A 22,793-nucleotide genomic window follows, 5' to 3' on the forward strand; every position below is an offset into this window, starting at 1 on the left:
CTTTCTGCAGGACTGCCATTTCCCGCGTCTGCCGCGAGCGACCGCAGGGGAAACTGCGGTATGGTTCTCAGTCGAATTAAGAAGCATGCCCTGAAATACGCCATGGCGATCGCTGCTATTTGCTCGACCCAATCTTTGACGCAAGCGAAAGCCTCTAGAGAACCTTCACGACGCGCTCGCTGATGCAGCCAGGGCGCAACAGCACAAGACTGTTATCTCTCGCCCAAGGCCTTCTCTGGGCATTTTATGGCCGTTGAAAAATCGGAATGACCGGGCCCAGCCGGCGGCACACTTCCTGCACATAAAACAGCCGACGCGAATCGGACGGCAATGATGATTCGCGGCATGGTCTCGGAGCGAACTGGCGGCAGCTTGTTGCCCTGCGCGAGGTTGGAGGCCGGAAAATGAAAAGGGCCCGCAAAGCTGCGGGCCCGATTGCGTTAAGCCGGTGAAGCGTGGCCGTCAGGCCACTCTCCCTTGCGTCTTAGGCTGCGTTGTAGGCGGCCACGACGGCTGCCAGCTGATCGTCGTTCATTGCCTGGATCTGCGGAGTGGTGAAGGCGTTGGCGTGATCCTTGTCCAAAGCCGTGATGTCGTCCGCAGACAGTCCCTTGATCGCGCTGACGTCGATTGCGGCGATCTCGTCGACCGAGAACTTCGCGACCCCTTCCGGCGCCATGGCACCGATCTGTGCAGCGTTCAGCTTGGCGGTCTGCGACAGCGTGATCCCTTCGATCTGAGCGGTGCTCATCGAGGTGATCTGCGTCGCCTTGAGACCGGTGATCGCCGTGTCGCTGAGCTTGCCGATCTGAGCCGCGGAGAGACCCGCGATCTGATCGTTGCTCAGTGCGCCGACCTGGGCAGCGGAGAGTGCACCGAGCTGGTCGTCGGTGAACTTGCCGAGCTGAGCAGCCTTGAAGCCGGCGATCTGCTGTGTCGTGATCGACTTGATCTGATCAGCGCTCAGCTTGCCGATCTGGCTGTCGCTGAGAACACCGATCGCGTCGGTCTTCAGACCACCGATCGACTTGGTGCCGATCGCGGCAACCGCGTCGTCCGTCAGTTTGGTGACGTTCGTGGCGCTGAAGCCAGCGACCTGCAGAGCAGTCAGGAGACCTGCCTGGCCTGTAGTGATGCCGGCAACCTGATCGGCGCTCATCGCCGTGATCTGGCTTGCCTTCAGACCCGCTACAGCCGCGTTGCTGAGCTTGCCGATCTGACCGGCAGAGAGACCGCCAATCTGGTCGTTGGTCAGAGCACCAACCTGAGCGGCGGAAAGTGCGCCGATCTGGTCGTCACTGAACTTGCCGAGCTGAGCAGCCGTGAAGCTGGCAACCTGCGTCGACAGCAGACCGGAGATCTGGTCCGCGCTGAGCTTGCCGATCTGGCTATCGCTGAGAGCGGCAATGGCATCGGCCTTCAGACCGTTGATCGACTTCGCCGTGATCGCCCCGATGTCGTCATCGGAGAACTTCTTGATGTCGTCAGCGCTCAGGGCACCGACCTGGGCTGCAGTCAGCACAGCGGCCTGGGACGTGCTGACGCCTTCGAGCTGTACGTCGGTCATGCCGCTGATCTGGGTTGCCTTCAGACCACCCACTGCAGCGTTGCTGAGCTTGCCGATCTGGGCAGCCGAGAGACCGGCGATCTGCGTGTCGGAGAGTGCGCCGACCTGAGCAGCCGTCAGAGCACCCATCTGATCGTCGGTGAACTTGCCGAGCTGGCCAGCCGTGAAGCCGGCGATCTGCTGCGTTGTCACAGCCTTGATCTGATCGGCGCTGAGCTTGCCGATCTGGCTGTCGCTGAGAACAGCGATCGCTTCGTTCTTCAGGCCAGGGATCGCCTTGGCGGTCAGGCCGGCCACTGCGTTGTCGGTCAGCTTCGTCACGTTCGTGGCGCTGAAGCCACCAACCTGCGCAGCTGTCAGCAGAGCACTCTGGTCAGCGGTGATGCCGGCAACCTGATCGGCGCTCATCGCCGTGATCTGCGTGGCCTTGAGACCGGTGACTGCCGTGTTGCTGATCTTGCCGATCTGACCGGCCGAGAGGCCACCGATCTGCGTATCGGTCAGCGCGCCGACCTGAGTTGCGGAGAGCGCACTGATCTGGTCGTCGGTGAACTTGCCGAGCTGGGTGGCAGTGAAGCCGCTGACCTGCTTCGGCGTCATCGCCTTGAGCTGGTCGGTGCTGAGCTTGCCGACCTGGCTTTCGCTGAGGACAGCGATCGCGTCGTTCGTCAGGCTCGGGATTGCCTTGGCGGTCAGGCCCGCAACCGCATCATCGGTCAGCTTCGTAACGTTCGTGGCAGTGAAGCCAGCAACCTGCGCACCGGTCAGAAGAGCGCTCTGGCCTGCGGTGATGCCGGCAACCTGATCTGCCGTCATCGCCGTGATCTGGCTTGCCTTGAGGCCGGTGACGGCCGTGTTGCTGAGCTTGCCGATCTGACCGGCGGAAAGACCGCCGATTTGGTCGTTGGTCAGTGCACCAACCTGAGCGGCGGAGAGTGCGCCGATCTGGTCGTCGGTGAACTTGCCAAGCTGAGCAGCCGTGAAGCTCGCAACCTGCGTCGACAGCAGACCGGAGATCTGGCCGGTCGTCAGCTTGCCGATCTGGCTTTCGGTAAGGGCAGCGATTGCCTCGTTCTTCAGGCCGTTGATCGACTTTACGCCAATCGCTCCGATTTCGTCGTCGGAGAACTTCTTGATGTCATCGGCACTCAGAGCGCCGACCTGGGCTGCCGTCAGTGCGCCAGCCTGAGCAACGCTCAGACCTTCAAGCTGCGTGTCAGACATACCGCTGATCTGCGTTGCCTTCAGACCGCCCACTGCAGCGTTGCTGAGCTTGCCAATCTGAGCGGCCGAGAGACCGACGATCTGCGTGTCGGAGAGAGAGCCGACCTGGGCTGCCGTCAGAGCACCCATCTGATCGTCGGTGAACTTGCCAAGCTGGCCAGCCGTGAAGGCGGTAACCTGCTTCGGCGTCATCACCTTGATCTGGTCGGCGCTGAGCTTGCCGATCTGGCTGTCGCTGAGGACTGCGATCGCTTCGTTGGTAAGACCACCAATCGCCTTGGCGGATATCCCGGCAACCGCGTCGTCGGTCAGCTTCGTCACGTTCGTGGCGCTGAAGCCTGCGACCTGGGCAGTGTTCAGCAGAGCGCTCTGACCTGCGGTGATACCGGCAACCTGATCTGCCGTCATCGCCGTGATCTGGCTTGCCTTCAGACCAGCGACAGCAGCGTTGCTGAGCTTGCCGATCTGACCGGCAGTCAGGCCACCGATCTGGTCGTTGGTGAGCGAGCCGACCTGGGCTGCCGACAATGCACCGATCTGATCATCGGTGAATTTGGCAAGCTGGCCAGACGTGAAGGCAGTGATCTGCTTGGTCGTGACCTGCTTGAGCTGGTCCGTGCTGAGCTTGCCGACCTGGCTTTCGCTGAGGACGGCGATGGCTTCATTCTTCAGGCCAGGGACCGCCTTGGCGGTCAGGCCAGCAACCGCGTCGTCGGTCAGCTTGGTGATGTTCGTGGCGCTGAAGCCTGCAACCTGTGCAGCCGTCAGCAGAGCGCTCTGGCCTGCGGTGATGCCGGCAACCTGATCGGCAGTCATCGCCGTGATCTGCGTAGCCTTGAGGCCAGCAACAGCAGCATTGCTGAGCTTGCCGATCTGACCGGCAGTCAGGCCACCGATCTGGTCGTTGGTGAGTGCGCCGACCTGGGCAGCCGACAATGCGCCGATCTGATCATCGGTGAACTTTGCAAGCTGGCCAGATGTGAAGGCGGTGATCTGCTTGGTCGTGACCTGCTTGAGCTGGTCGGCGCTGAGCTTGCCGACCTGACTTTCGCTGAGGACAGCGATCGCTTCGTTCTTCAGGCCAGGAACCGCCTTGGTGCTGAGACCCGCAACTGCATCGTCCGTCAGCTTGGTGATGTTCGTGGCGCTGAAGCCCGCGGCCTGCACAACTGTCAACAGAGCGCTCTGGCCTGCAGTGATGCCGGCAACCTGATCGGCGGTCATCGCCGTGATCTGGCTTGCCTTCAGACCAGCGACAGCAGCATTGCTGAGCTTGCCGATCTGACCGGCGGTCAGGCCACCGATCTGGTCGTTGGTGAGCGAGCCGACCTGGGCAGCCGACAATGCGCCAATCTGATCATCGGTGAATTTGGCAAGCTGGCCAGACGCGAAGGCAGTGATCTGCTTGGTGGTGACCTGCTTGAGCTGGTCCGTGCTGAGCTTGCCAACCTGGCTTTCGGTGAGAGCGGCAATTGCCTCATTGCTCAGACCGGGGATCGCCTTCGGGCTGAGGGCAGCGATTTCGTCGTCGGAGAACTTCTTGATGTCATCGGCACTCAGAGCACCGACCTGGGCCGCCGTCAGTGCGCCAGCCTGAGCAACGCTCAGACCTTCGAGCTGCATGTCGCTCATGCCGCTGATCTGCGATGCCTTCAGACCACCGACAGCAGCGTTGCTGAGCTTGCCGATCTGAGCAGCCGAGAGACCGACAATCTGCGTGTCGGAGAGAGAGCCGACCTGGGCTGCCGTCAGAGCACCCATCTGATCGTCGGTGAACTTGCCAAGCTGGCCAGCCGTGAAGGCGGTAACCTGCTTCGGCGTCATTACCTTGATCTGGTCGGCGCTGAGCTTGCCGATCTGGCTTTCGCTGAGAACAGCGATCGCTTCGTTCTTCAGGCTCGGGAGAGCCTTCGTTGTCAGGCCAGCAACCGCGTCGTCGGTCAGCTTGGTGATGTTCGTGGCGCTGAAGCCAGCAACCTGCGCAGCCGTCAGCAGAGCGCTCTGGCCTGCGGTGATGCCGGCAACCTGATCTGCAGTCATCGCCGTGATCTGCGTAGCCTTGAGGCCAGCGACAGCAGCATTGCTGAGCTTGCCGATCTGACCGGCAGTCAGGCCGCCGATCTGGTCGTTGGTGAGTGCGCCGACCTGGGCAGCCGACAATGCGCCGATCTGATCATCGGTGAACTTTGCAAGCTGGCCAGACGTGAAGGCAGTGATCTGCTTGGTGGTAACCTGCTTGAGCTGGTCGGTGCTGAGCTTGCCGACCTGGCTTTCGGTGAGAGCCGCAATTGCTTCGTTCTTCAGGCCAGGGATTGCCTTGGGGCTGAGGGCAGCAATTTCGTCGTCGGAGAACTTCTTAATGTCATCGGCACTGAGAGCACCGACCTGGGCCGCCGTCAGTGCGCCAGCCTGAGCAACGCTCAGACCTTCGAGCTGCGTGTCAGACATGCCGCTGATCTGCGTTGCCTTCAGACCGCCGACAGCAGCATTGCTGAGCTTGCCGATCTGAGCAGCCGAAAGACCGGTGATCTGCGCGTCAGAGAGAGAGCCGACCTGGGCTGCCGTCAGCGCACCCATCTGATCGTCGGTGAACTTGCCGAGCTGGCCAGACGTGAAGGCAGTAACCTGCTTCGGCGTCATCACCTTGATCTGGTCGACGCTGAGCTTGCCGATCTGGCTGTCGCTGAGAACAGCGATCGCTTCGTTCTTCAGGCTCGGGAGAGCCTTCGTGGTCAGGCCAGCAACCGCATCGTCGGTCAGCTTGGTGATGTTCGTGGCGCTGAAGCCTGCAACCTGCGCAGCCGTCAGCAGAGCGCTCTGGCCTGCGGTGATACCGGCAACCTGGTCTGCAGTCATCGCCGTGATCTGCGTGGCCTTGAGGCCAGCGACAGCAGCATTGCTGAGCTTGCCGATCTGACCGGCAGTCAGACCACCGATCTGGTCGTTGGTGAGCGCGCCGACCTGGGCAGCCGACAATGCGCCGATCTGATCATCGGTGAACTTGGCAAGCTGGCCAGACGTGAAGGCAGTGATCTGCTTAGTGGTGACCTGCTTGAGCTGGTCGGTGCTGAGCTTGCCGACCTGGCTTTCGCTGAGGACGGCGATGGCTTCATTCTTCAGGCCAGGGACCGCCTTGGCGGCCAAACCAGCAACTGCATCGTCGGTCAGCTTGGTGATGTTCGTGGCGCTGAAGCCCGCAACCTGCGCGGCGCTCAGCAGAGCGCTCTGGCCTGCCGTGATGCCGGCAACCTGATCGGCGGTCATCGCCGTGATCTGCGTAGCCTTGAGACCGGCGACAGCAGCGTTGCTGAGCTTGCCAATCTGACCGGCAGTCAGGCCACCGATCTGGTCGTTGGAGAGTGCGCCGACTTGGGCTGCCGACAATGCGCCGATCTGATCATCGGTGAATTTGGCAAGCTGGCCAGACGTGAAGGCGGTGATCTGCTTGGTCGTGACCTGCTTGAGCTGGTCGGCGCTGAGCTTGCCGATCTGGTCATCGCTGAGCACGGCGATGGCTTCGTTCTTCAGGCCGCCGATTGCCTTTGCGCCGATGGCGCCGACTTCGTCAGCCGAAAACTTTTTGATGTCGTCAGCGCTGATCGAGCCGATCTGCGTCGCGTTCAGGCCCTTGATCTGGTCGGCTGTAAGGCCTTCGATCTGATCCGGGGTAAGAGCAGCAATCTGCGTGGCGCTGAACGCCGCGATCTGGGCGTTTCCGAGAGCACCGATCTTCGTGGCATCGAGTGCAGCAAGCAGTTCCGGCTTCAGGCCTGCGATAGCGGTCGTCGAAATCGCGCCGAGCTGTGTGGAATCGAGCGCTTCGATATCTTCGGCCTCAAGGGCAGATATCTGGTCTTTGTTGAAAATCTTGAGCTGATCTGCGGAAAGCGTTGCGACATCCTCAGCCGAGAACGCCTTGATGGTCTTTGCAGACAGAGCTTTGATCTGGGTATTAGAAAGAGAGGAAACGATCGAGGTCATGAAATTGCCCTTGCACTGGCGTTAGCGGTGACGGTGTCTTTCGTCTCGCATCCCGGTAGCAAAAGCTGGCGCGCTCCAAGCCATAGCCGGAGGGTTCGCGCCGTGCACACTGCATGGCCGAGACGCATAGACAAAATATTTCGGAAGACATCGCTCGAGGGAGCTAATGTTTAGGACAAGGCATCATGCGCACGGCGCTTAAAGCAACCGTTTCCTAAACCTCGACATTCGACAGGACCAAACCCGAACATCGTTGAGCCTAGACGAAGGGATTCGTCATTGACCGAGGGAAGAATTATGCTGGAAGCACTAATTATAAGTTAATGTACCATTATTGCCGTTAAGTTATGTGTCGTTTCGAGATACAAGAAAGCGGAAAATCACCCTTTATTCACGGCGCGGTCCCAGAACAGACAGATCGCTGCCGGCAGCAGCTACGAATCAAACCCAGGCAAGACCTTATTCTGCGTGGATTGCTGATGATCTCGGAGAAAAACGCACCGCGCTTACCCGCGAAGCAGCAAATGACTTGAATAACAGCCATTTCAACTATCCGCGGAAGTCTATCGCGCTGTTTGTGAAGGCGCGCCCAAGACGCGTTTGCAGTGCCGCCAGCGACACTGAAAAATTGTGCCCGATGCCAGCACAATAAAAACCCACCCCGCAGGGCAGCGTATCATTTACGCCACCACCCTGCATAAAGGCTTGCCCCCAAGCCTGCCCTTTACGCCCAACTCACTTCGTAAGCGATGCGTCTTCGGTTATCGTCGTTGCTGCGGTTTGCAGGTACGGGGTCTCAGGAATGGATGCGATGAAGAACATCGTAAACGCATAGACTGAGAACAGCGTCAGAGCCGCGGTCAATCGAATCATGCACTATCTCCTTATTCACAAGGAGGAGTGTGCGCCACTCTGTGCTTTTCCCAAACAGTTTTCTGAACGGCAGATGAACAAAAACTTGTTATGGGCAATTTTAACGATATTTTTACAACATTAGAGATGAAGAAAACTCACCGCAAAACCAGCATTCCGGCATTCGCCCGCATGCTGAGATGGGCATCGACAAGGCTTCTTTCCGGGCAGGTGTGATACCGCCCGCCACACGTCTTACGCAGCGATTGCAGGTCCCGGATCAATGGTGACGACGGCAATTGCGCTGCTTCTGCAAGCGCTGATGACAAAAAGCCGATATCGAGCGGCCGCGCGAACGGCGTCATGTCGACAGGCGTGCCGAAGCCATGAATGCTGACGAAGGTGCGGTAGGCGATCGAGCGGAAGTCGGAGAGCATGGGCTCACCCGCAAGTGATTCTTCGACGAACGGGCGGGTCGCTTCGGATTGGTGATCGCCATATTCCATCACCACAGTGCCGCGGCTGCCCGGGGAGACGCGCAGGCTATCGATGAACGATGCGACTTCCTTGCGGGCGGCAATGACGCGCCGAACATATTCGTTCGCCTTGGCATCGTCGGAATACTTCGCCTCGGCGACCAGGGAAGACGGCACGATCGGCTTGTCGTAGGGACCATGCGTCATCATCGTCTGAATCGCGATCAGCAGCGGCCGGTCGTCCTTCGCGCGCTCCTCGGCGATGATCTTCCGGGCAAAATCGAAATACGGCCGGTCATCCTCCGCTTCGGCTTTGGTGCCGATCGCCTTCATGTCATAAATATCCTGGAAGCCGATCGACGTCAGGAAGGGTCCTTCGTTGACGAAGTTGTATTCCATCGGCATGACGGTCACGGTGCGGTAGCCGCATTTGGCGAGCGTCTCCGGAAAGCTGCCCTTGATCTTGCCGGCCATCAGCTGCGTCACATAGGATGACTGCCAGCCGAAATCCGTCGCCGACAGCCCGGTCATCACAGCAAAGTTGGTAACCCAGGTGCCGCCGCCATAGGTCTCGACATAAAGCGGACGAACAACGCCGTCCTGCGAGCGAAACGACGCCAGCGTTTCTGCCGGGGCGTTGATTTGCGGAAAGTTCGCGAGGTCCGTCTGGCTTTCGCTGAGCACCAGAACGACGTCGGGGCGCTTCGTGCCGCAATCCACAGAGGCATCCATCGCCCGCGTCTCAGCTGCTTCCACGTGATTGGAAAGCTCAATCCTGCCGAATGGATAGCGGATGTCAGCGAGCGAGATGAAGAAGGACGATGCGTTGTAGCCGGAAATATAGGGCAGGTAGGCCGGCTGATCGGCAACGGCAGGCGGGAAGGTCAGATAGGTCAAGGGCAGAACCCCCGCCAGACCAGCCGCGCGCCACCTGACGTTCAGCCGCAGAGGACTGTCGAAAGCAAAGATCAGGACAAGGCATACGATGACCGCGAGAAGGATGCAGATCGCCGAGATCAGAATGCCGGTGTAGTTTGACGCGAGGAAACTCACCGCGGATTTGTCGGCGCCGGTGAAGATCAGATCATAGTAGTGAAGCGCAAAACCTTTGAGGTCGTATTTGACCAGCGAAGCCAGCGCGATCAGCACAACCACCGAACCCGCCGCATAGAGCGAGAATGCATATCGCCGCGAGACCAGAAACAGCGCCGCAGCAATGACGAGCGTGATCGAGAACGTGTAAGGCATGAAGCGCCAGCGCGTGTCGAGATAGCGGACCAATGCGAAGAAGAGCGCCGCCGCAATCAGCAGGCAAACCGGGTGCAGGATAAACCGGATGGCTTTCGCAAATGTACCGCGCATCGAAACCCCTCATATAAGCACCGTCGGATTTATAATTGCGGTACGCGCGTGTATCCATTCGATTGTCGCGTTAGGGTTAAATTCGGGAATGAAATAGCTGCCAGAAGTAGCACTGATCCGCTCGCGCGTGCGCATTTCGCGTCAAGAGACCGTCCTGATTAATCCTGTGAATAATGGGGATGACGCTGGCATTTCTGGACATTAGCAAATGGAAATGTTTCCTTAACCCTGTCGGCTGAGGGGCCGGCGGTTGAGGGCGCGCATATGGAAATCGAAGAGCTGCTGAACATGCAGGAGCGTGGCATTCGTGACCGCATCCTGGGCTACAGGCTGAGCGACAACCCTATGTCACACCCGGAATTCATGCCCATTTGGGACGCTGCGGCCCTTGAAGTCTGGTATGCGCGTTATGAGGCGTGGCGTTTCGGCTGGTCGATGGAAGACGCCAACCGGCGGCACTGAGAAGATAAAGAGGGCGGCTGCCGCCAAGGCGCCCCCGCTTCCTGGAACGGGCCGCGATCCCCTGTAGCGGCCCGTTTCACTTTTTTGCGGCGCTTCAGGGTTGCGCACGGCAAAATTCCGACACACAACCATGCCAGTCACAAAGTCTGACCAGCAGCATGACAGGACCCCTGAACTCATGAGACGACTGATTATTGCCGCAGCAGCACTGTCTGCAGCGACCCTTTCTTCTTCAGCCTATGCCCAAACCCAGAATTTCCCGAGCGCCGGTGTGACGACCCTTGCCGGACGATGCTCCAAGCTCGTCGTCGGCAAGCTCGATGTGTCCAAACCCTGCAAGAACGAGCTGGCCGCGGTGGCGCTGCCAAATGGCGATGTCACCTTCATCTTCACGGCGCAGGGCAAGATGCTGGGCTTCCAGGGCGACGGCAAGGCGATCAAGCCGGCCTCCAACGGAAATGCGCGGATCCCCTTGACCATGGTGACAACGGGCGTCGGCCAGAAGATGACGGGTGAGGTCAAGGTTGCAGGCAGCTGCACATTCGGCAATCCCTACGGCGGCAAGCCGGTTGCCATCGAATGCACGGCCGAGAGCAAGGACAGCACCTTCGCTGCAACCTTCCAGACCAATGGCAAGACGCCCGTGCAGCCGGCACCTGCCGCGGCACCCGCAACGCCGCAGCCGAAGCCCGCCAAGCAGAAGTGATCAGATCAGGCGCACCAGGCGCCGTTTGCGCCTGGCTTGCGCGCCAGCCCCTCGGTGGTCAGCTGGGCGCCGAAGGAACGTCCGTCCCGTGAGATGACCCTTGGAGCGCCGCCATTGGCGCCCTTGCCGGCCGCGTTCATGGCGAACGGCCCAGCGTTCAAAAGCTTGAAAAGCCGCGATTTGGCAGCAAAGCCGAGGCGCCGCTCGTTTTCGCAGCGCGCCGCCGAAACATCCGGAAGAACGGCATCGGCAACGACGATCTTCTCGCCCTTGTACCAGAAGACGCCGCCGTCGCCGACGCAATTGACGTGTTCGCCCTGCCCGCAATAGCCGAAGGTGGCGCTGCCGCTCAGCACGTCTGCGGGCGATGCCTTGACCGGCTGGGCCGCCGGCACGGGAATGGCCGCCGGTGGCAAGGGACGCTGCGGCTGCACCGTCGTCATCGCCATCTGTTTCGGCTCCGGCTTCGCGGCAGGCGCCTTCGGCGCATCCGGGCGGATCGCCGCCGTGATCATCGAAGCGTCAGGAGCCTTTGCCAGCATCGGCTTGACGCTCTTCCAATTGTCGTACGTGGCAATACCGCCGACGGCGAGAAGACCGATCACCGCCCATGGCATGATGCCGCCGCCGCGGCTCGCGCCCCTGCCCCGTCCCGAAGGTTTGCGGCTGCGGCCGCGCGTCGCTGTCTTCGCCATAGATCCGAATCCCGTGAGGCCCGGATTATTGGACGGCAATCCTTTCCGAAAGGTTGGCGCCGGGAGCCCGTGGCTTCCACTGCACATTTTTTCCGGATAGGGTGGCGCCCGTCACATCGAGCCCCCATTTGGGTGGTTGGACGGACGCCAGATCGATCGGTGTAAGTATGCGTTATTTTCGTTTTATCGCTTGGCCAGCTTCTGTGGCACTCGGATTGGCAGCCCTGATCGGCGCCCATGCGGCGCTCGGACAGGCAACCGGCAATTTTCACGAGGTCATTGCAGGTGAGCTTTACCGGTCGGCACAGCCAAGCGGCGAAGACATCCAGGCATACGCGTCGCGCTATCACATCCGTACGATCCTCAATCTTCGCAACGAAAAGCGCACCGGCTGGTACCGCGATGAATCGGCAGCCGCCGCAGACCGCGGCATCACGCTGATCGATTTTCCGATGTCGTCATCCAAAGAACTACCGATCGAGGAGGCGCAAAAGCTCGCCAAGATCATGGCAGATGCGCCCAAGCCGCTTCTCATTCACTGCGAACACGGCGCCAACCGCACAGGCCTTGCCTCAGCGATCTATGTCGGCGCGGTCAAGAAGATGAGCGAATCTGCCGCTGAGTTCCAGCTCAGCCCCTACTACGGAAACTTCGCCATCAAGGGCCTCAGCCGCTACGCGATGTACAGCTCCTGGGACAAATACGAAGAAACGATCGGCTTCTGACGCGAACAAAGCGGCGGCGGTTGCGTTAGTCAGCGAATTCACCGCTGGAGAACCGCTTCCATGGACCTCGTCCTCGCCGATATGTTTCCGGAATCCCGCATCCACTACCCCGTCATCTTCGCCCGCCTTTTCGGTGCTTTCATCCTCGGCGGCCTGATCGGCTTCGAACGCGAAGCCCGCGATCATCCGGCAGGCTTTCGCACGCATATTCTCGTCAGCCTTGCGGCCGCGCTCTTCGCGATCATCTCGATCGAGGCTGTGCACATGCCTGGCTTTACCGATGATCCGCAGGTTCGCATCGACCCGTTGCGCGTCATCGAGGCGGTCACGGCAGGTGTTGCCTTCCTGGCTGCCGGGATGATCGTCTTCTCCCGGGGCCGGGTCAAAGGCCTGACGACGGGTGCCGGCATGTGGCTTTCGGGCGGAATCGGCCTTGCGACGGGTTTCGGCTATTGGCCGATCGCGGTCTTTGCGACGGTTGCCGCCGTCTGCGTGCTCTACGCCTTCGGGAAGATCGAAAAGAAACTTGGAAGTGATCAGGGTTCAAAGAGCAACGGCGAGCAATAAGAAACGCAAAAACGCCCGGCAATACCGGGCGTCTGATCGTCTTCTATGAATTATCGCGCGTTTACGGATTCGGAACGCGAGGGTTTCGACCCTGCAAATGCTGCGTTCCAGCTCTTGGATTCACGCTTGCCGTCCTTCTCCGAGGCTGTCCGGACTGCCTGCCATTCTTCTTCGTGCTTGAGCGAAATGTCCTGCGGCACAAGATTTGTCTTCATTCGTGTCTCACCTGTCGTTCTTGAAAACTGTTCGCGAAGTCGCAAATTCCGGTAGCCCGGCCTATTTGTCTTTCGCCTTTGCGGCGTCGGCTGCGATCTCAGGACCGCCGCGCGACAGATCGCTGCCGCTCATATGGGCGGGCACATGAACGTCGTGCCTCGGGGACTGCGGCAGCGTCAGATCGACCTGATGCGGCGGCAGCACCTGCGCCTTTTGCATCCGGTTGGGCTTCGCCCGCTTCATGCGGTCGGCAGCCTCGGTTCGCTTGTCGGGGGAGTGGGTCGAAGTCTGCATCATCGGCCTCCTTTTTGATCGCGCCCGCGATCATCCTGATCGCTCAACCTCATCCAAACGGGCGAGCCTGGGGATGGTTCCAAAGAAAGTCAGGCTGCAATCATCCGGCCCCTCTTGACTGCCTGCACAAGTTGATTACCTAAGCGTTTGTCCGTCGTCGCAGAGATGTGCGTGGTTGCCCCCCATGCGGAAACATCGGCGACGGATAAACACTGGTGCCGGGCCCCTCTGGCGAGAGTTTTTACGGCGCTCTCGTGATGTCGGTACCGCCTGCAAAGAGCCGGCGGATTTTCAATCGATGAAAAAGCTCCCCATGCCTTTCGCGCATGCCCGTTCTGGCATGCCGCGTTCTTCCACCACACCCACGTTCAAAAACGATGTCCGCGCCAAAGAGGTGCGGCCATGAACCAGTCTCCCAGTCAAACTTCGACCCTCGGATATTTCCGCTGGTCCTTCATCGTCACTGCCATCGGCCTGGCACTCGGCGCCATTCTCGGCTGGCAATCGACGGGCACGATCGGCGGTATGGCGACCGTCTTCTTCATCTGCGCGGTGCTTGCCGTGCTGGAGATTTCGCTTTCTTTCGACAACGCCATCGTCAATGCCAACAAGCTGAAAGAGATGACGCCGGTCTGGCAGCACCGCTTCCTGACCTGGGGCATCATCATCGCCGTCTTCGGCATGCGCATCGTCTTCCCGCTGGCAATCGTCGTCATCGCAGCCGGTATCGGCCCGATCGACGCGATCATCCTCGCGGCTCGCGAACCGGCCGAATATGCCCGCATCATGAATGACGCCCACCTGCCGATCGCAGCCTTCGGCGGCACCTTCCTGATGATGGTCGGCCTCTCCTACTTCTTCAACAATGAGAAGGACGTGCACTGGCTCGGCTCACTGGAGCGGATGATGTCGCGCGGCGCGGCGATCAAGGGCATCGAGATCGCCGTCGTTCTCCTGCTCATCCTGCTCTTCTCGTCGCTTCTGGAAGGCGAGGAAGCCACCACCTTCGTCTATAGCGCCATCTACGGCCTCGTGACGTTCCTGGCTGTCGAAGTCATCGGCGGCCTGCTGGATGCCTCGCAGCGGGCGATGAGCGAGGCGGCACGCGGCGGCCTCGGCGCCTTCATCTATCTGGAAGTGCTGGATGCAAGCTTCTCGTTCGACGGCGTCATCGGCGCTTTCGCGTTGACGCAGAACCTTTTCATTATCGCGATCGGCCTCGGCATCGGCGCCATGTATGTGCGCTCGATGACGATCATGCTCGTCGAAAAGGGAACGCTAACGGAATACCGCTATCTGGAACACGGCGCGTTCTACGCGATCCTGATCCTGGCGGTGATCATGTACGTGCAGACGCTATATCACATCCCTGAGGTCATTACCGGCCTTGGCGGCGCCACGCTGATCGGCATCTCGCTCTGGTCCTCGATCCGCCATAACCGGCGCGAGGCCTTGGAGGCACCGGCCCACAGCCATGGCGCGGAACGCGTCGAGGCCTAGTAAACAGGACTGCGGCGGGGCAAGCCGCAGTCATCAAGACAAAAATAAAGCCCGCGACCAACCGGTTGCGGGCTATTTTCATGCGTTGGTTTCAGCGGCTGTTAGCGGCGGATGTGATCGAACACATCGGCATCGATACCGAGCACCTTCAGGTGGCGGCCCTGCGGACGGCGGCCTGCATCGACTGCGGCGCTGACTGCATTTGCGGCACCGATAACGGCGAAGGCACGGCCGAGGAAACCTTCACGAATGGACTTCACGTAAGACATTGTCTTTCTCGCTTTAGCTTCATTATTGACTGCTTACATATGATGCAGCGCAGCATCTACCACAAGTCGCGGAAATTCAGCGCTGCCATGCAAAAATGCCTGAACAGAGGGCAAAACGCAAAAGCCCGGCCTTGTGAGGCCGGGCTCGCTTCATCTTTAAGCTGTCTTATGAGCGCGTCAGGCGGCGCGGGCGCGCCCAGGCATATAGCCTTGCTGGACGCCTGATTGCCCAAGCTTGAAGCGGGCGATCAGATCGCGAAGGCGGCCGCTTTCATGCGCCAGCGTGGCACCGGCCGCACTCGTTTCCTCGACCATCGCTGCATTCTGCTGCGTGACCTGATCCATCTGGTTGACCGCGGTATTCACTTCCGTGAGGCCGAGCGACTGCTCGCGGGTCGATGTCGCGATCGCTTCCATGTGCTGGTTAATGGTGACGACATAGTCACCGATCGCCGTCAGCGCATTGCCCGTTTCGCGAACCAGACGTACACCTGCTTCGACTTCGCCGGTCGACGCGCTGATCAGCGCCTTGATCTCGCGCGCGGCCTGCGCCGAGCGCTGCGCCAGTTCACGCACTTCCTGCGCGACAACCGCAAAGCCCTTGCCGGCCTCGCCTGCACGCGCCGCTTCGACACCAGCGTTCAGGGCCAGAAGGTTGGTCTGGAAGGCGATATCGTCGATGACGCCGATGATGTTGGAGATCTGGCTCGAAGACTGTTCGATCCGCTCCATCGCATGGACCGCATCCGACACAACGGCGCCGGACTTGGACGCGCTCTGATTTGCCTGAACCGCAACCGCCCTCGCCTCATCCACACGCTTGGACGAATTGGCAACGTTGGTGGTGATCTCGTCGAGAGCCGCCGCCGTCTCTTCGAGCGACGAAGCCTGACGCTCCGTGCGCTGAGACAGGTCATTGGCGCTCTGACTGATCTCGCGGCTGCCGCTGTCGATCGACGAGGCGCTGGAGGATACGGAACGCAGCACATCGGCAAGCTGCGTGATCGAGGTGTTGAAGTCCTGACGAAGAGCTTCGAAATCCGGAGCGAAGGGCTGGTCCAGCTGGAACGACAGATCGCCCGCCGCCAGATGCTTCAGACCATTTCCGAGGCCGGAGGTCGCCTGGCGCATCTGCTCGGCCTTCACGCGATCGCTTTCGGCCGCGCGAAGACGCTGCTCTTCCGTCAGGTGGCGCTGTTGCTCGCCTTCGCGTTCGAGGCGCTTGTTGGCAAGCGCGTTCGTGCGGAACACTTCGACGGCCGACGCCATGTCGCCGATTTCGTCCGAACGTCCCGAGAAGGGGATGGCCGCCTCATCGTTGCCACCCGCGAGAACCTTCATCGACGTCGTGATGGCTTCGATCGGCCGGGCAATGCCGGTAATCGCAAAGATGACGGCCGCAATCAGAATGGCAGCGCATCCAGCGATCAGCGCGAAGGTCATGAACAGTGTCGACTGGAAGAGGCTGGCGCCTTCCAGGTGGATTTTTTCCGAGCTCGCGGTATTGAAGTCGAGCAGGTCGTTCAGGTATTCGGCGGCCTTGGCCATCCTGGCCTGCATATCGCCCGAAAGCAGTGCCTTCGCTTCGCCATCCTTGCCGGCTGCCGAAAGCGCCACCATCTGCTGCGCGGCCTGCTTGTAGTCGGCAATGCCGCCTTCGATCGCCTTGATCAGTTCCGCGCCCTTGGCGGTGGTGATCAGCGGCCGGTATTTGTCGATTTGCTTGGCTAGCGCGTCGTTACGGTCGGCGATCAGCGCCTCGGCTGCCTTCATCTCCTCAGGCGTGCCTGCAAGAATATGTGTCGAATAGGCATTGTCGAGACGGTAGAAAGCGCTCTCGATGCTCTTGCCGGTCGCGATTTTCGGGATCCAGTTGGAAGCGATCACCTCGGTCTGGCCATTCAGCGTGCTCATGCCGCTGATCGACATCCAGGCAAGCAATCCGAACATGAGGGCGATAACAGCGAAGATCGCTGACAATAGCATTTTGATGCGGGGGCGTTTCATCTCGGTATCCTGAAAATTTAAAGTCGCAAGTATTCGATTTGAGCAATATGGGAAGACGAAGCCGTGCCGCGTCAAATCCAATACAATTGTCTCTAGATACGCACCGACGGATTAAAGCTGCATTAACCCAACAAAACACTTTTCATCTATTAATTGTAGAAACAACGAGCGCGGGAATTTCTTCAACGCTCCGCATTTCTGTCTCATCAAACGGAAAAACCGGCCCGTTTGCACGGGCCGGCTCATAGGTAGGGGTTGGATGCCGTCTTTTTGTTAGTCTTCGTTTGCGGCGAGCTGGGAAAGGACCTGCCCCCGTCCGCGCAAGCGAAGGATCAGCGGAATGATGAATGCCGCGGCAGCGACAAGCAGCAGGCCGGCTGCGATCGGCGACATGACGAGGGTCGTCAGATCGCCCTGGCTGATCGCCAAGGCCCGGCGCAACTGCTGCTCGGCAAGCGGCCCGAGGATCAGGCCGACGACGACAGGCGCGATCGGATAGCCGAACAGGCGCATGACGTAGCCGAGAATGCCGAAGGCCAACAGCATGCCGAGCTCGAATACCGACGGATTCGCACCGATCGTTCCGAGCGTGGCAAACAGCAGGATGCCCGCATAGAGCCACGGCTTGGGGATCGTCAGCAGACGCACCCAGAGACCGATTAGCGGCAGGTTGAGAACCAGCAGCATGGCATTGGCGAGCAACAGGCTGGCGATCAGGCCCCAGACGAGCTGCGGGTTGGTGGCAAACAGCAGCGGACCCGGCTGCAGACCATACTGCTGGAAACCGGCGAGCATGATCGCGGCGGTCGCAGACGTCGGCAGACCGAGCGTCAGCAGTGGCACGAGGGTACCGGCAGCCGAAGCATTGTTGGCGGCCTCAGGACCGGCAACGCCCTCAATGGCACCCCTTCCGAACTCTTCCGGGTTCTTGGAAAGGCGCTTTTCGGTCGCGTAGGACAGGAAGGTACCGATTTCAGCACCACCGGCCGGCATCGCGCCGATCGGAAAGCCGATCACGGTTCCGCGTAGCCAGGCCTTCCAGGAACGGCTCCAATCTTCAGCCGTCATCCAGAGCGAGCCCTTCACGGCCTCGACCTTGTCGGCCACCTTGTCACCCTGAGCGGCGATATAGAGCGTTTCGCCGATGGCAAACATGGCGACAGCAAGCGTCGTCACTTCGATGCCGTCGAGAAGATCCGGGATGCCGAAGGAGAGACGCGCCTGGCCGGTCTGCTGGTCGATGCCGACCATGGCGAGCGCAAAGCCGATGAACAGCGACGTCAGACCGCGCAACGCCGAGTCTCCGAAGGCGGACGAGACGGTGACGAAGGCGAGTATCATCAGCGCAAAATATTCGCGCGGACCGAAGACCAGCGCCAGCTTGACGATGTAGGGCGCGATGAAGGCGAGGCCGAGAGTGGCGATCAGGCCGGCGACGAAGGAGCCGATGGCAGCTGTGGCAAGTGCCGGACCGCCGCGTCCGGCGCGGGCCATCTTGTTGCCCTCGAGCGCGGTGACGATCGACGAGCTTTCGCCTGGCGTGTTAAGAAGGATCGAGGTCGTCGAGCCGCCATACATGCCGCCGTAATAGATGCCGGCAAACATGATCAGCGAGCCGCCCGGATCGAGCTTGTAGGTGGCCGGAAGCAGCAGCGCGACGGTCAGCGCCGGGCCGATGCCCGGGAGAACGCCGACAGCGGTGCCGAGCATGACGCCGATGAAGGCGAAGAGCAGGTTCATCGGCTGAAATGCGACAGCCAGACCCTGCAGAAGGAATTCGAAAGTGCTCATGGGGGCTGCACCTTAGAAGAACAGATGTTCAAGCCAGCCGGCAGGCAGCGTCAGCTGCAGCAGCTTGGCGAAGATCACCCATACGATGAAACTCAGGACGATGCCGACCGGGATCGAGATCCACAGCTGGCGCTTGCCGAAACCGCGCGCGGTCAGGGCGAAGAGCAGGCCCGTCGCGATCGAGAACCCTGCGATACGCAGGAAGATCATCTGACAGGCAAGACCGGCAATCACCCAGAGAACGGGTGGTACTTCCTGCTTTTCGCGCTCGGGAAATTCACCACGCCAGGCTTCGGCAACGGTCCAGAGACCGAGAGCCGCCAGGCCGAAGGCGACGAATTCCGGCACGGTCGATGGGCCGATACGGTCATACTGTGCGATGGCGCTGAGATGAGAGGCATCCCAGAACATGATGCCAGCAATGGCGAAAAGAAAGACGGCAATAGCCAGCGCCGCCCAATCAGGGCGGCGCTTCGTTGCCGAGGGGGTGTTGCCCTCAATCATTTTACCAGTCCGATATCTTTGAGGATGCTTTCGGTCGAAGCGACGTCCTTGTCGAGCTGAGCCTTGAAGTCATCGCCCGAGAGGTAGGTGTCTGCCCAACCCTTGGTCTTCAGCACTTCCTGCCAGGCAGCAGACGTATGCAGCTTTTCGACGTCAGCCGAAATCGCCTTGACTTCTTCGTCCGTCAGACCGGGAGCCGCGGCAACCATGCGCCAGTTCTGAATGGTCACATCGGTACCGGCTTCCTTCAGCGTCGGTGCATCGATGCCGTCGAGGCGGGCATCGCTCGAAACGGCGAGCAGGCGCAGCGTGCCAGCCTTAACCTGCGATTCGAATTCGCTGTAGCTGGAAATACCGGCGGTGACCTGGCCACCGAGGATAGCAGCAAGCGCTTCGCCGCCACCCGAGAAGGCAACGTAGTTGACCTTGGTCGGATCGACGCCCGATGCCTTGGCGATCAGGCCAGCCGTGATGTGGTCGGTACCACCGGCAGAACCACCGCCCCAGGACACAGCGCCGGGATCAGCCTTCAGCTTGGTGACGAGATCAGCAAGTGTCTTGATGTCAGACGAGGCAGGAACGACGACGGCTTCGTATTCGCCGGTCAGACGGGCGATCGGCGTAACGTCCTTGAGGGTCACGGCCGACTTGTTGGTCAGTAGCGCGCCGACCATGACATAGCCGCCGACGATCAGGGCGTTCGGGTTCCCGGCGCTCTGGTTGGCAAACTGCGCGAGGCCGATGGCGCCGCCAGCGCCCGGAACGTTCTGTACCTGGACGTTGCCGGAAATGCCTTCCTGCTGCAGCACGGTCTGCAGCGAACGGGCCGTCTGGTCCCAGCCGCCGCCCGGTGCTGCCGGAGCGATGATGGTGTAATCGGCCGCAGCGGCCGGCAGCGCGATGGCTGCTGCGAAGAGAGTGGCAATAAATGTATGTTTCAAGACGTGTCCTCCTTGAGCGCGGATAGATGCCGCGTCATTGCTGTCAGGGATCGGGGAACACGCCACTGGCGAACGAGCGATCGATCGCGCGTGAACGGCAAGTCCTCCCGAAACTTCCTCCGCCTCCACGGAGAAGAAGTGTCCGAACGCACCACAAGAAGCTGTCATTTAGCTGACACCGGCCACACATCCAGAGGCTGATGACACTTTTTTGCCGCAATTTCGCTCGGCATCGCCGGAAACGAAAGCGGCCGGTCCGCATTTCCGCGGACCGGCCGTAAGGTCATCCTGTGCTGAAAATCTGCCTTTGCGGCTTAGAATTCAGACCATTCCTGTTGCACGGCAGCGTTGCCGTGGCTGCGATAGACCGGCGCCGGTGCCCGCGGAGCACTACGAGCCATCGCAGACGCGGTGCGGCGCAGGGCTTCCACGTCCGAAGACGAGGCATGATGGCTTTCGCCCGACAGCTTGAAATTGGCGATCAGGTCGCGAAGGCGGACGGCTTCGGTGGCGAGTGTCGCGCTGGCCGCATTGGTTTCCTCGACCATCGCGGCGTTCTGCTGGGTCACCTGGTCCATCTGGTTGACGGCGCTGTTGACTTCGCTCAGTCCGGTGGACTGCTCACGCGAGGACGTCGCGATCGCATCCATGTGCTGGTTGATCGAGACGATCAGGTTCTCAATCGTCTTCAACGCATCGCCGGTTTCGCGAACCAGCTGAACGCCGCCCTGCACTTCGACCGAAGAATTGCGGATCAGGTCCTTGATCTGCTTGGCAGCTTCCGCCGAGCGCTGGGCGAGCTCGCGGACTTCCTGTGCAACGACCGCAAAGCCCTTGCCGGCTTCACCGGCACGCGCCGCCTCGACGCCGGCATTCAGAGCCAGAAGGTTAGTCTGGAAGGCAATCTCGTCGATGACGCCGATAATGCTGGAGATCTGGTTTGAAGACTGCTCGATCTTCTGCATGGCGTTGACGGCGTTGGAAACCACCTGGCCGGATCGTGCCGCACTCTCATTCGCCTGGATAGCAACCTGGCGGGCCTCGTCAGCGCGCTTGGAGGAGTTCGAGACATTGACCGTGATCTCGTCGAGTGCCGCAGCGGTTTCTTCGAGCGAGGCGGCCTGCTGTTCGGTGCGCTTCGACAGATCGTCGGCGCCGCTGCCGATTTCGCGGGTGCCCGTGTCGATCGCACCGGCCGACGAAGCGATGGACTTCATTGTGTTGCCGAGCTGCATGACGGCATCGTTCAGATCCTGACGCAGCGGCTCGAAATCAGGCGCGAAGGCGTCGTTGAGCTGGAAGCTCAGATCGCCTGCCGCCAGGCGCTTGAGGCCGGAAGCGAGACCGGCAGTTGCCTCGACCAGGCGTGTCTGTGCGGCCGCTTCGGCTTCGCGGGTCAGGCGGGCTCTGTCAGCCTCGGCCTGCACGCGGCTTGCTTCCGCATCGCTCTGCAGCTTGATGTTCTCGATCGCCGCCTGACGGAAAATCTCGACGGCCTTTGCCATCTCGCCGATCTCATCGCCGCGATGGGCGTCCGCTATCGTCAGATGCGTGTCGCCATTGGCAAGCGAACGCATCGCGCCGGTGATACGGCCGATGGCGTTGGCGATACCGGCAATGCCGAAATAGGCTGCACCGCAGACGAGCAGCGCGCTGACGCCGAGAATGACGCTGAGCAGCAGAAGCGTGCGGCTGAACTCCAAACGGTTTTCGGCAGCGGCGCTGGCAGCCAGGGCTTGGTTGGACTTCACCACCTTGTCGACGCTTGCCGCCAGTTCGTCGGCGATCGGACCGAGATCCTTGTCGAAGGCATCGATTGCCTTCTGCTTTTCGCCGGCCTTAACGAGAGCGATCAGATTGTCGCCAGCCGCAACATATTTCGAGGACGTATCGTCGATCGAGGTGAAGGCCTCACGCTCGGCGTCGGTATTAACCTGATCCTTGAAGTCGGCGACCGCTTTCAGGAGAGCCGCCTGCTTGGTCTTGATCTTCTTCACGAAGCCATCGGCACCACCTTCCGTACGGCCCATGACGTAATCGCCGTATGAACCACGCAGCGAGTAACGCGCGAGCTGGATGTCGTTTGCCTTGGACACGCCGGGCAGATAGCTGGTCGCAAAATCGTCGGCGTTCTCGTTGAACGTGCTCAGGCTGCGCAGCGAAATATAGCCCGTCAGGGCAAATAGGATGGCGATCAGCGAGAATATGCCGATCATCGATGCTTTGACGTTGGGACGCTTCATGAAAAGAACCTCTGAAAAGGGGAACCGGGCATCCGCGATGCATAGCTCCTGGCAGTGTGGTGAGAATTGGCTTGCAGCATCATGCCGCCCGCACGGCCGTTCGGGACGACGCCGCGCCTGTCGTTTCATAGTGAGAATAACCACCGGTTTTCGATTAATTTTCGCTAAATGCCGACTAGAAAATTTGACAATGAAAACAACGAAATTTGTAAAAAGAGATGTAAAGAACAGCATTTTCGGATGATTTCAGACGAACTAAGTTTTTCTTACTTAATGAGTAAAATTTTCTTCTGCAGAAACAGCACCAACATTTCATATTTCGAATATTCTCAAGTAGTATCGAGGCAGCGGAAAGAAGCCTCGCTGCCACAACGAAACCATGCTTGCGCAACCGCCGCTTTCGGGAAAAGA

Annotated in this window: 17 protein-coding genes; 5 read left to right on the forward strand and 12 right to left on the reverse strand. The window is 60.2% G+C overall.

Annotated features, from left to right (window positions below; all coding sequences use genetic code 11):
• Positions 1–484: 484 nt before the first annotated feature.
• From AC1DNK_RS09665 to AC1DNK_RS09675, 3 genes are all read right to left on the reverse strand, one after another.
• A complete protein-coding gene (locus tag AC1DNK_RS09665; RefSeq protein WP_477940675.1) occupies positions 485–6,772 on the reverse strand; it encodes a beta strand repeat-containing protein in 6,288 nt (2,095 codons plus the stop codon).
• A 735-nt stretch (positions 6,773–7,507) separates the two neighbouring features.
• Positions 7,508–7,645: a hypothetical protein gene (locus tag AC1DNK_RS09670; protein ID WP_199628999.1), complete on the reverse strand. Its 138-nt coding sequence runs from the start codon at positions 7,643–7,645 to the stop codon at positions 7,508–7,510.
• A 137-nt stretch (positions 7,646–7,782) separates the two neighbouring features.
• Positions 7,783–9,462: a sulfatase-like hydrolase/transferase gene (locus tag AC1DNK_RS09675; RefSeq protein WP_477940677.1), complete on the reverse strand. Its 1,680-nt coding sequence runs from the start codon at positions 9,460–9,462 to the stop codon at positions 7,783–7,785.
• A gap of 264 nt (positions 9,463–9,726) precedes the next feature.
• On the opposite strand from AC1DNK_RS09675, the gene AC1DNK_RS09680 reads away from it, so the two are divergent.
• Positions 9,727–9,924 (forward strand): CrpP-related protein, encoded by a 198-nt coding sequence (locus tag AC1DNK_RS09680; protein ID WP_112385546.1) that lies wholly within the window; start codon positions 9,727–9,729, stop codon positions 9,922–9,924.
• A gap of 178 nt (positions 9,925–10,102) precedes the next feature.
• Entirely contained in the window at positions 10,103–10,630 is a 528-nt protein-coding gene (locus tag AC1DNK_RS09685) for a hypothetical protein (protein ID WP_112385547.1), read from the forward strand.
• A 5-nt stretch (positions 10,631–10,635) separates the two neighbouring features.
• On the opposite strand, the gene AC1DNK_RS09690 is transcribed toward AC1DNK_RS09685, so the two are convergent.
• A complete protein-coding gene (locus AC1DNK_RS09690) occupies positions 10,636–11,325 on the reverse strand; it encodes a hypothetical protein (RefSeq protein ID WP_112516784.1) in 690 nt (229 codons plus the stop codon).
• 167 nt (positions 11,326–11,492) lie between these two features.
• Between AC1DNK_RS09690 and AC1DNK_RS09695 the strand changes: the two genes are divergently transcribed.
• Entirely contained in the window at positions 11,493–12,050 is a 558-nt protein-coding gene (locus AC1DNK_RS09695) for a fused DSP-PTPase phosphatase/NAD kinase-like protein (protein ID WP_112538027.1), read from the forward strand.
• Positions 12,051–12,110: 60 nt separating this feature from the next.
• Positions 12,111–12,617, forward strand: a complete 507-nt coding sequence (locus AC1DNK_RS09700) for an MgtC/SapB family protein (protein WP_477940680.1) — start codon at positions 12,111–12,113, stop codon at positions 12,615–12,617.
• A 50-nt stretch (positions 12,618–12,667) separates the two neighbouring features.
• Here the strand turns inward: AC1DNK_RS09700 and AC1DNK_RS09705 are convergent, their stop codons facing one another.
• Together AC1DNK_RS09705 and AC1DNK_RS09710 are read right to left on the reverse strand one after the other, a co-directional pair.
• Positions 12,668–12,832: a hypothetical protein gene (locus tag AC1DNK_RS09705; protein WP_477940682.1), complete on the reverse strand. Its 165-nt coding sequence runs from the start codon at positions 12,830–12,832 to the stop codon at positions 12,668–12,670.
• A 61-nt stretch (positions 12,833–12,893) separates the two neighbouring features.
• Positions 12,894–13,130 (reverse strand): hypothetical protein, encoded by a 237-nt coding sequence (locus AC1DNK_RS09710; RefSeq protein WP_310297013.1) that lies wholly within the window; start codon positions 13,128–13,130, stop codon positions 12,894–12,896.
• A gap of 399 nt (positions 13,131–13,529) precedes the next feature.
• Here AC1DNK_RS09710 and AC1DNK_RS09715 point away from each other — a divergent pair, with 399 nt between their 5' ends.
• The gene (locus tag AC1DNK_RS09715) at positions 13,530–14,627 is read left to right on the forward strand and encodes a DUF475 domain-containing protein (protein WP_477940683.1); all 1,098 of its coding nucleotides are present in this window, start codon (positions 13,530–13,532) and stop codon (positions 14,625–14,627) included.
• 101 nt (positions 14,628–14,728) lie between these two features.
• On the opposite strand, the gene AC1DNK_RS09720 is transcribed toward AC1DNK_RS09715, so the two are convergent.
• The 6 genes from AC1DNK_RS09720 to AC1DNK_RS09745 all read right to left on the reverse strand — a co-directional run bounded on the left by AC1DNK_RS09720 (position 14,729) and on the right by AC1DNK_RS09745 (position 22,382).
• The gene (locus AC1DNK_RS09720; protein ID WP_310297006.1) at positions 14,729–14,896 is read right to left on the reverse strand and encodes a hypothetical protein; all 168 of its coding nucleotides are present in this window, start codon (positions 14,894–14,896) and stop codon (positions 14,729–14,731) included.
• A gap of 177 nt (positions 14,897–15,073) precedes the next feature.
• Positions 15,074–16,903 (reverse strand): methyl-accepting chemotaxis protein, encoded by a 1,830-nt coding sequence (locus AC1DNK_RS09725; protein ID WP_477940686.1) that lies wholly within the window; start codon positions 16,901–16,903, stop codon positions 15,074–15,076.
• Between the two features lie 273 nt (positions 16,904–17,176).
• Entirely contained in the window at positions 17,177–18,694 is a 1,518-nt protein-coding gene (locus AC1DNK_RS09730) for a tripartite tricarboxylate transporter permease (protein ID WP_477940688.1), read from the reverse strand.
• A 12-nt stretch (positions 18,695–18,706) separates the two neighbouring features.
• Positions 18,707–19,198, reverse strand: a complete 492-nt coding sequence (locus tag AC1DNK_RS09735; protein ID WP_112516788.1) for a tripartite tricarboxylate transporter TctB family protein — start codon at positions 19,196–19,198, stop codon at positions 18,707–18,709.
• Positions 19,195–20,139, reverse strand: coding sequence for a Bug family tripartite tricarboxylate transporter substrate binding protein (locus AC1DNK_RS09740; protein WP_477940690.1), 945 nt, complete (start codon positions 20,137–20,139; stop codon positions 19,195–19,197). The genes AC1DNK_RS09735 and AC1DNK_RS09740 overlap by 4 nt, the downstream gene beginning before the upstream one ends.
• A 314-nt stretch (positions 20,140–20,453) precedes the next feature.
• Positions 20,454–22,382 carry a methyl-accepting chemotaxis protein gene (locus AC1DNK_RS09745; protein WP_477940692.1) on the reverse strand — a complete coding sequence of 643 codons (1,929 nt, stop codon included), beginning with the start codon at positions 22,380–22,382 and terminating at the stop codon, positions 20,454–20,456.
• Between the last annotated feature and the right edge of the window lie 411 nt (positions 22,383–22,793).

The sequence above is a fragment of the Rhizobium sp. 01N424 genome, assembly GCF_056399485.1.

Excerpts from the sequence above, each read along its gene's own strand:
- AC1DNK_RS09665 (WP_477940675.1), bottom strand. The coding sequence starts at position 6,772 with ATGACCTCGATCGTTTCCTCTCTTTCTAATACCCAGATCAAAGCTCTG.
- AC1DNK_RS09670 (WP_199628999.1), bottom strand. The coding sequence starts at position 7,645 with ATGATTCGATTGACCGCGGCTCTGACGCTGTTCTCAGTCTATGCGTTT.
- AC1DNK_RS09675 (WP_477940677.1), bottom strand. The coding sequence starts at position 9,462 with ATGCGCGGTACATTTGCGAAAGCCATCCGGTTTATCCTGCACCCGGTT.
- AC1DNK_RS09680 (WP_112385546.1), top strand. The coding sequence starts at position 9,727 with ATGGAAATCGAAGAGCTGCTGAACATGCAGGAGCGTGGCATTCGTGAC.
- AC1DNK_RS09685 (WP_112385547.1), top strand. The coding sequence starts at position 10,103 with ATGAGACGACTGATTATTGCCGCAGCAGCACTGTCTGCAGCGACCCTT.
- AC1DNK_RS09690 (WP_112516784.1), bottom strand. The coding sequence starts at position 11,325 with ATGGCGAAGACAGCGACGCGCGGCCGCAGCCGCAAACCTTCGGGACGG.
- AC1DNK_RS09695 (WP_112538027.1), top strand. The coding sequence starts at position 11,493 with ATGCGTTATTTTCGTTTTATCGCTTGGCCAGCTTCTGTGGCACTCGGA.
- AC1DNK_RS09700 (WP_477940680.1), top strand. The coding sequence starts at position 12,111 with ATGGACCTCGTCCTCGCCGATATGTTTCCGGAATCCCGCATCCACTAC.
- AC1DNK_RS09705 (WP_477940682.1), bottom strand. The coding sequence starts at position 12,832 with ATGAAGACAAATCTTGTGCCGCAGGACATTTCGCTCAAGCACGAAGAA.
- AC1DNK_RS09710 (WP_310297013.1), bottom strand. The coding sequence starts at position 13,130 with ATGATGCAGACTTCGACCCACTCCCCCGACAAGCGAACCGAGGCTGCC.
- AC1DNK_RS09715 (WP_477940683.1), top strand. The coding sequence starts at position 13,530 with ATGAACCAGTCTCCCAGTCAAACTTCGACCCTCGGATATTTCCGCTGG.
- AC1DNK_RS09720 (WP_310297006.1), bottom strand. The coding sequence starts at position 14,896 with ATGTCTTACGTGAAGTCCATTCGTGAAGGTTTCCTCGGCCGTGCCTTC.
- AC1DNK_RS09725 (WP_477940686.1), bottom strand. The coding sequence starts at position 16,903 with ATGAAACGCCCCCGCATCAAAATGCTATTGTCAGCGATCTTCGCTGTT.
- AC1DNK_RS09730 (WP_477940688.1), bottom strand. The coding sequence starts at position 18,694 with ATGAGCACTTTCGAATTCCTTCTGCAGGGTCTGGCTGTCGCATTTCAG.
- AC1DNK_RS09735 (WP_112516788.1), bottom strand. The coding sequence starts at position 19,198 with ATGATTGAGGGCAACACCCCCTCGGCAACGAAGCGCCGCCCTGATTGG.
- AC1DNK_RS09745 (WP_477940692.1), bottom strand. The coding sequence starts at position 22,382 with ATGAAGCGTCCCAACGTCAAAGCATCGATGATCGGCATATTCTCGCTG.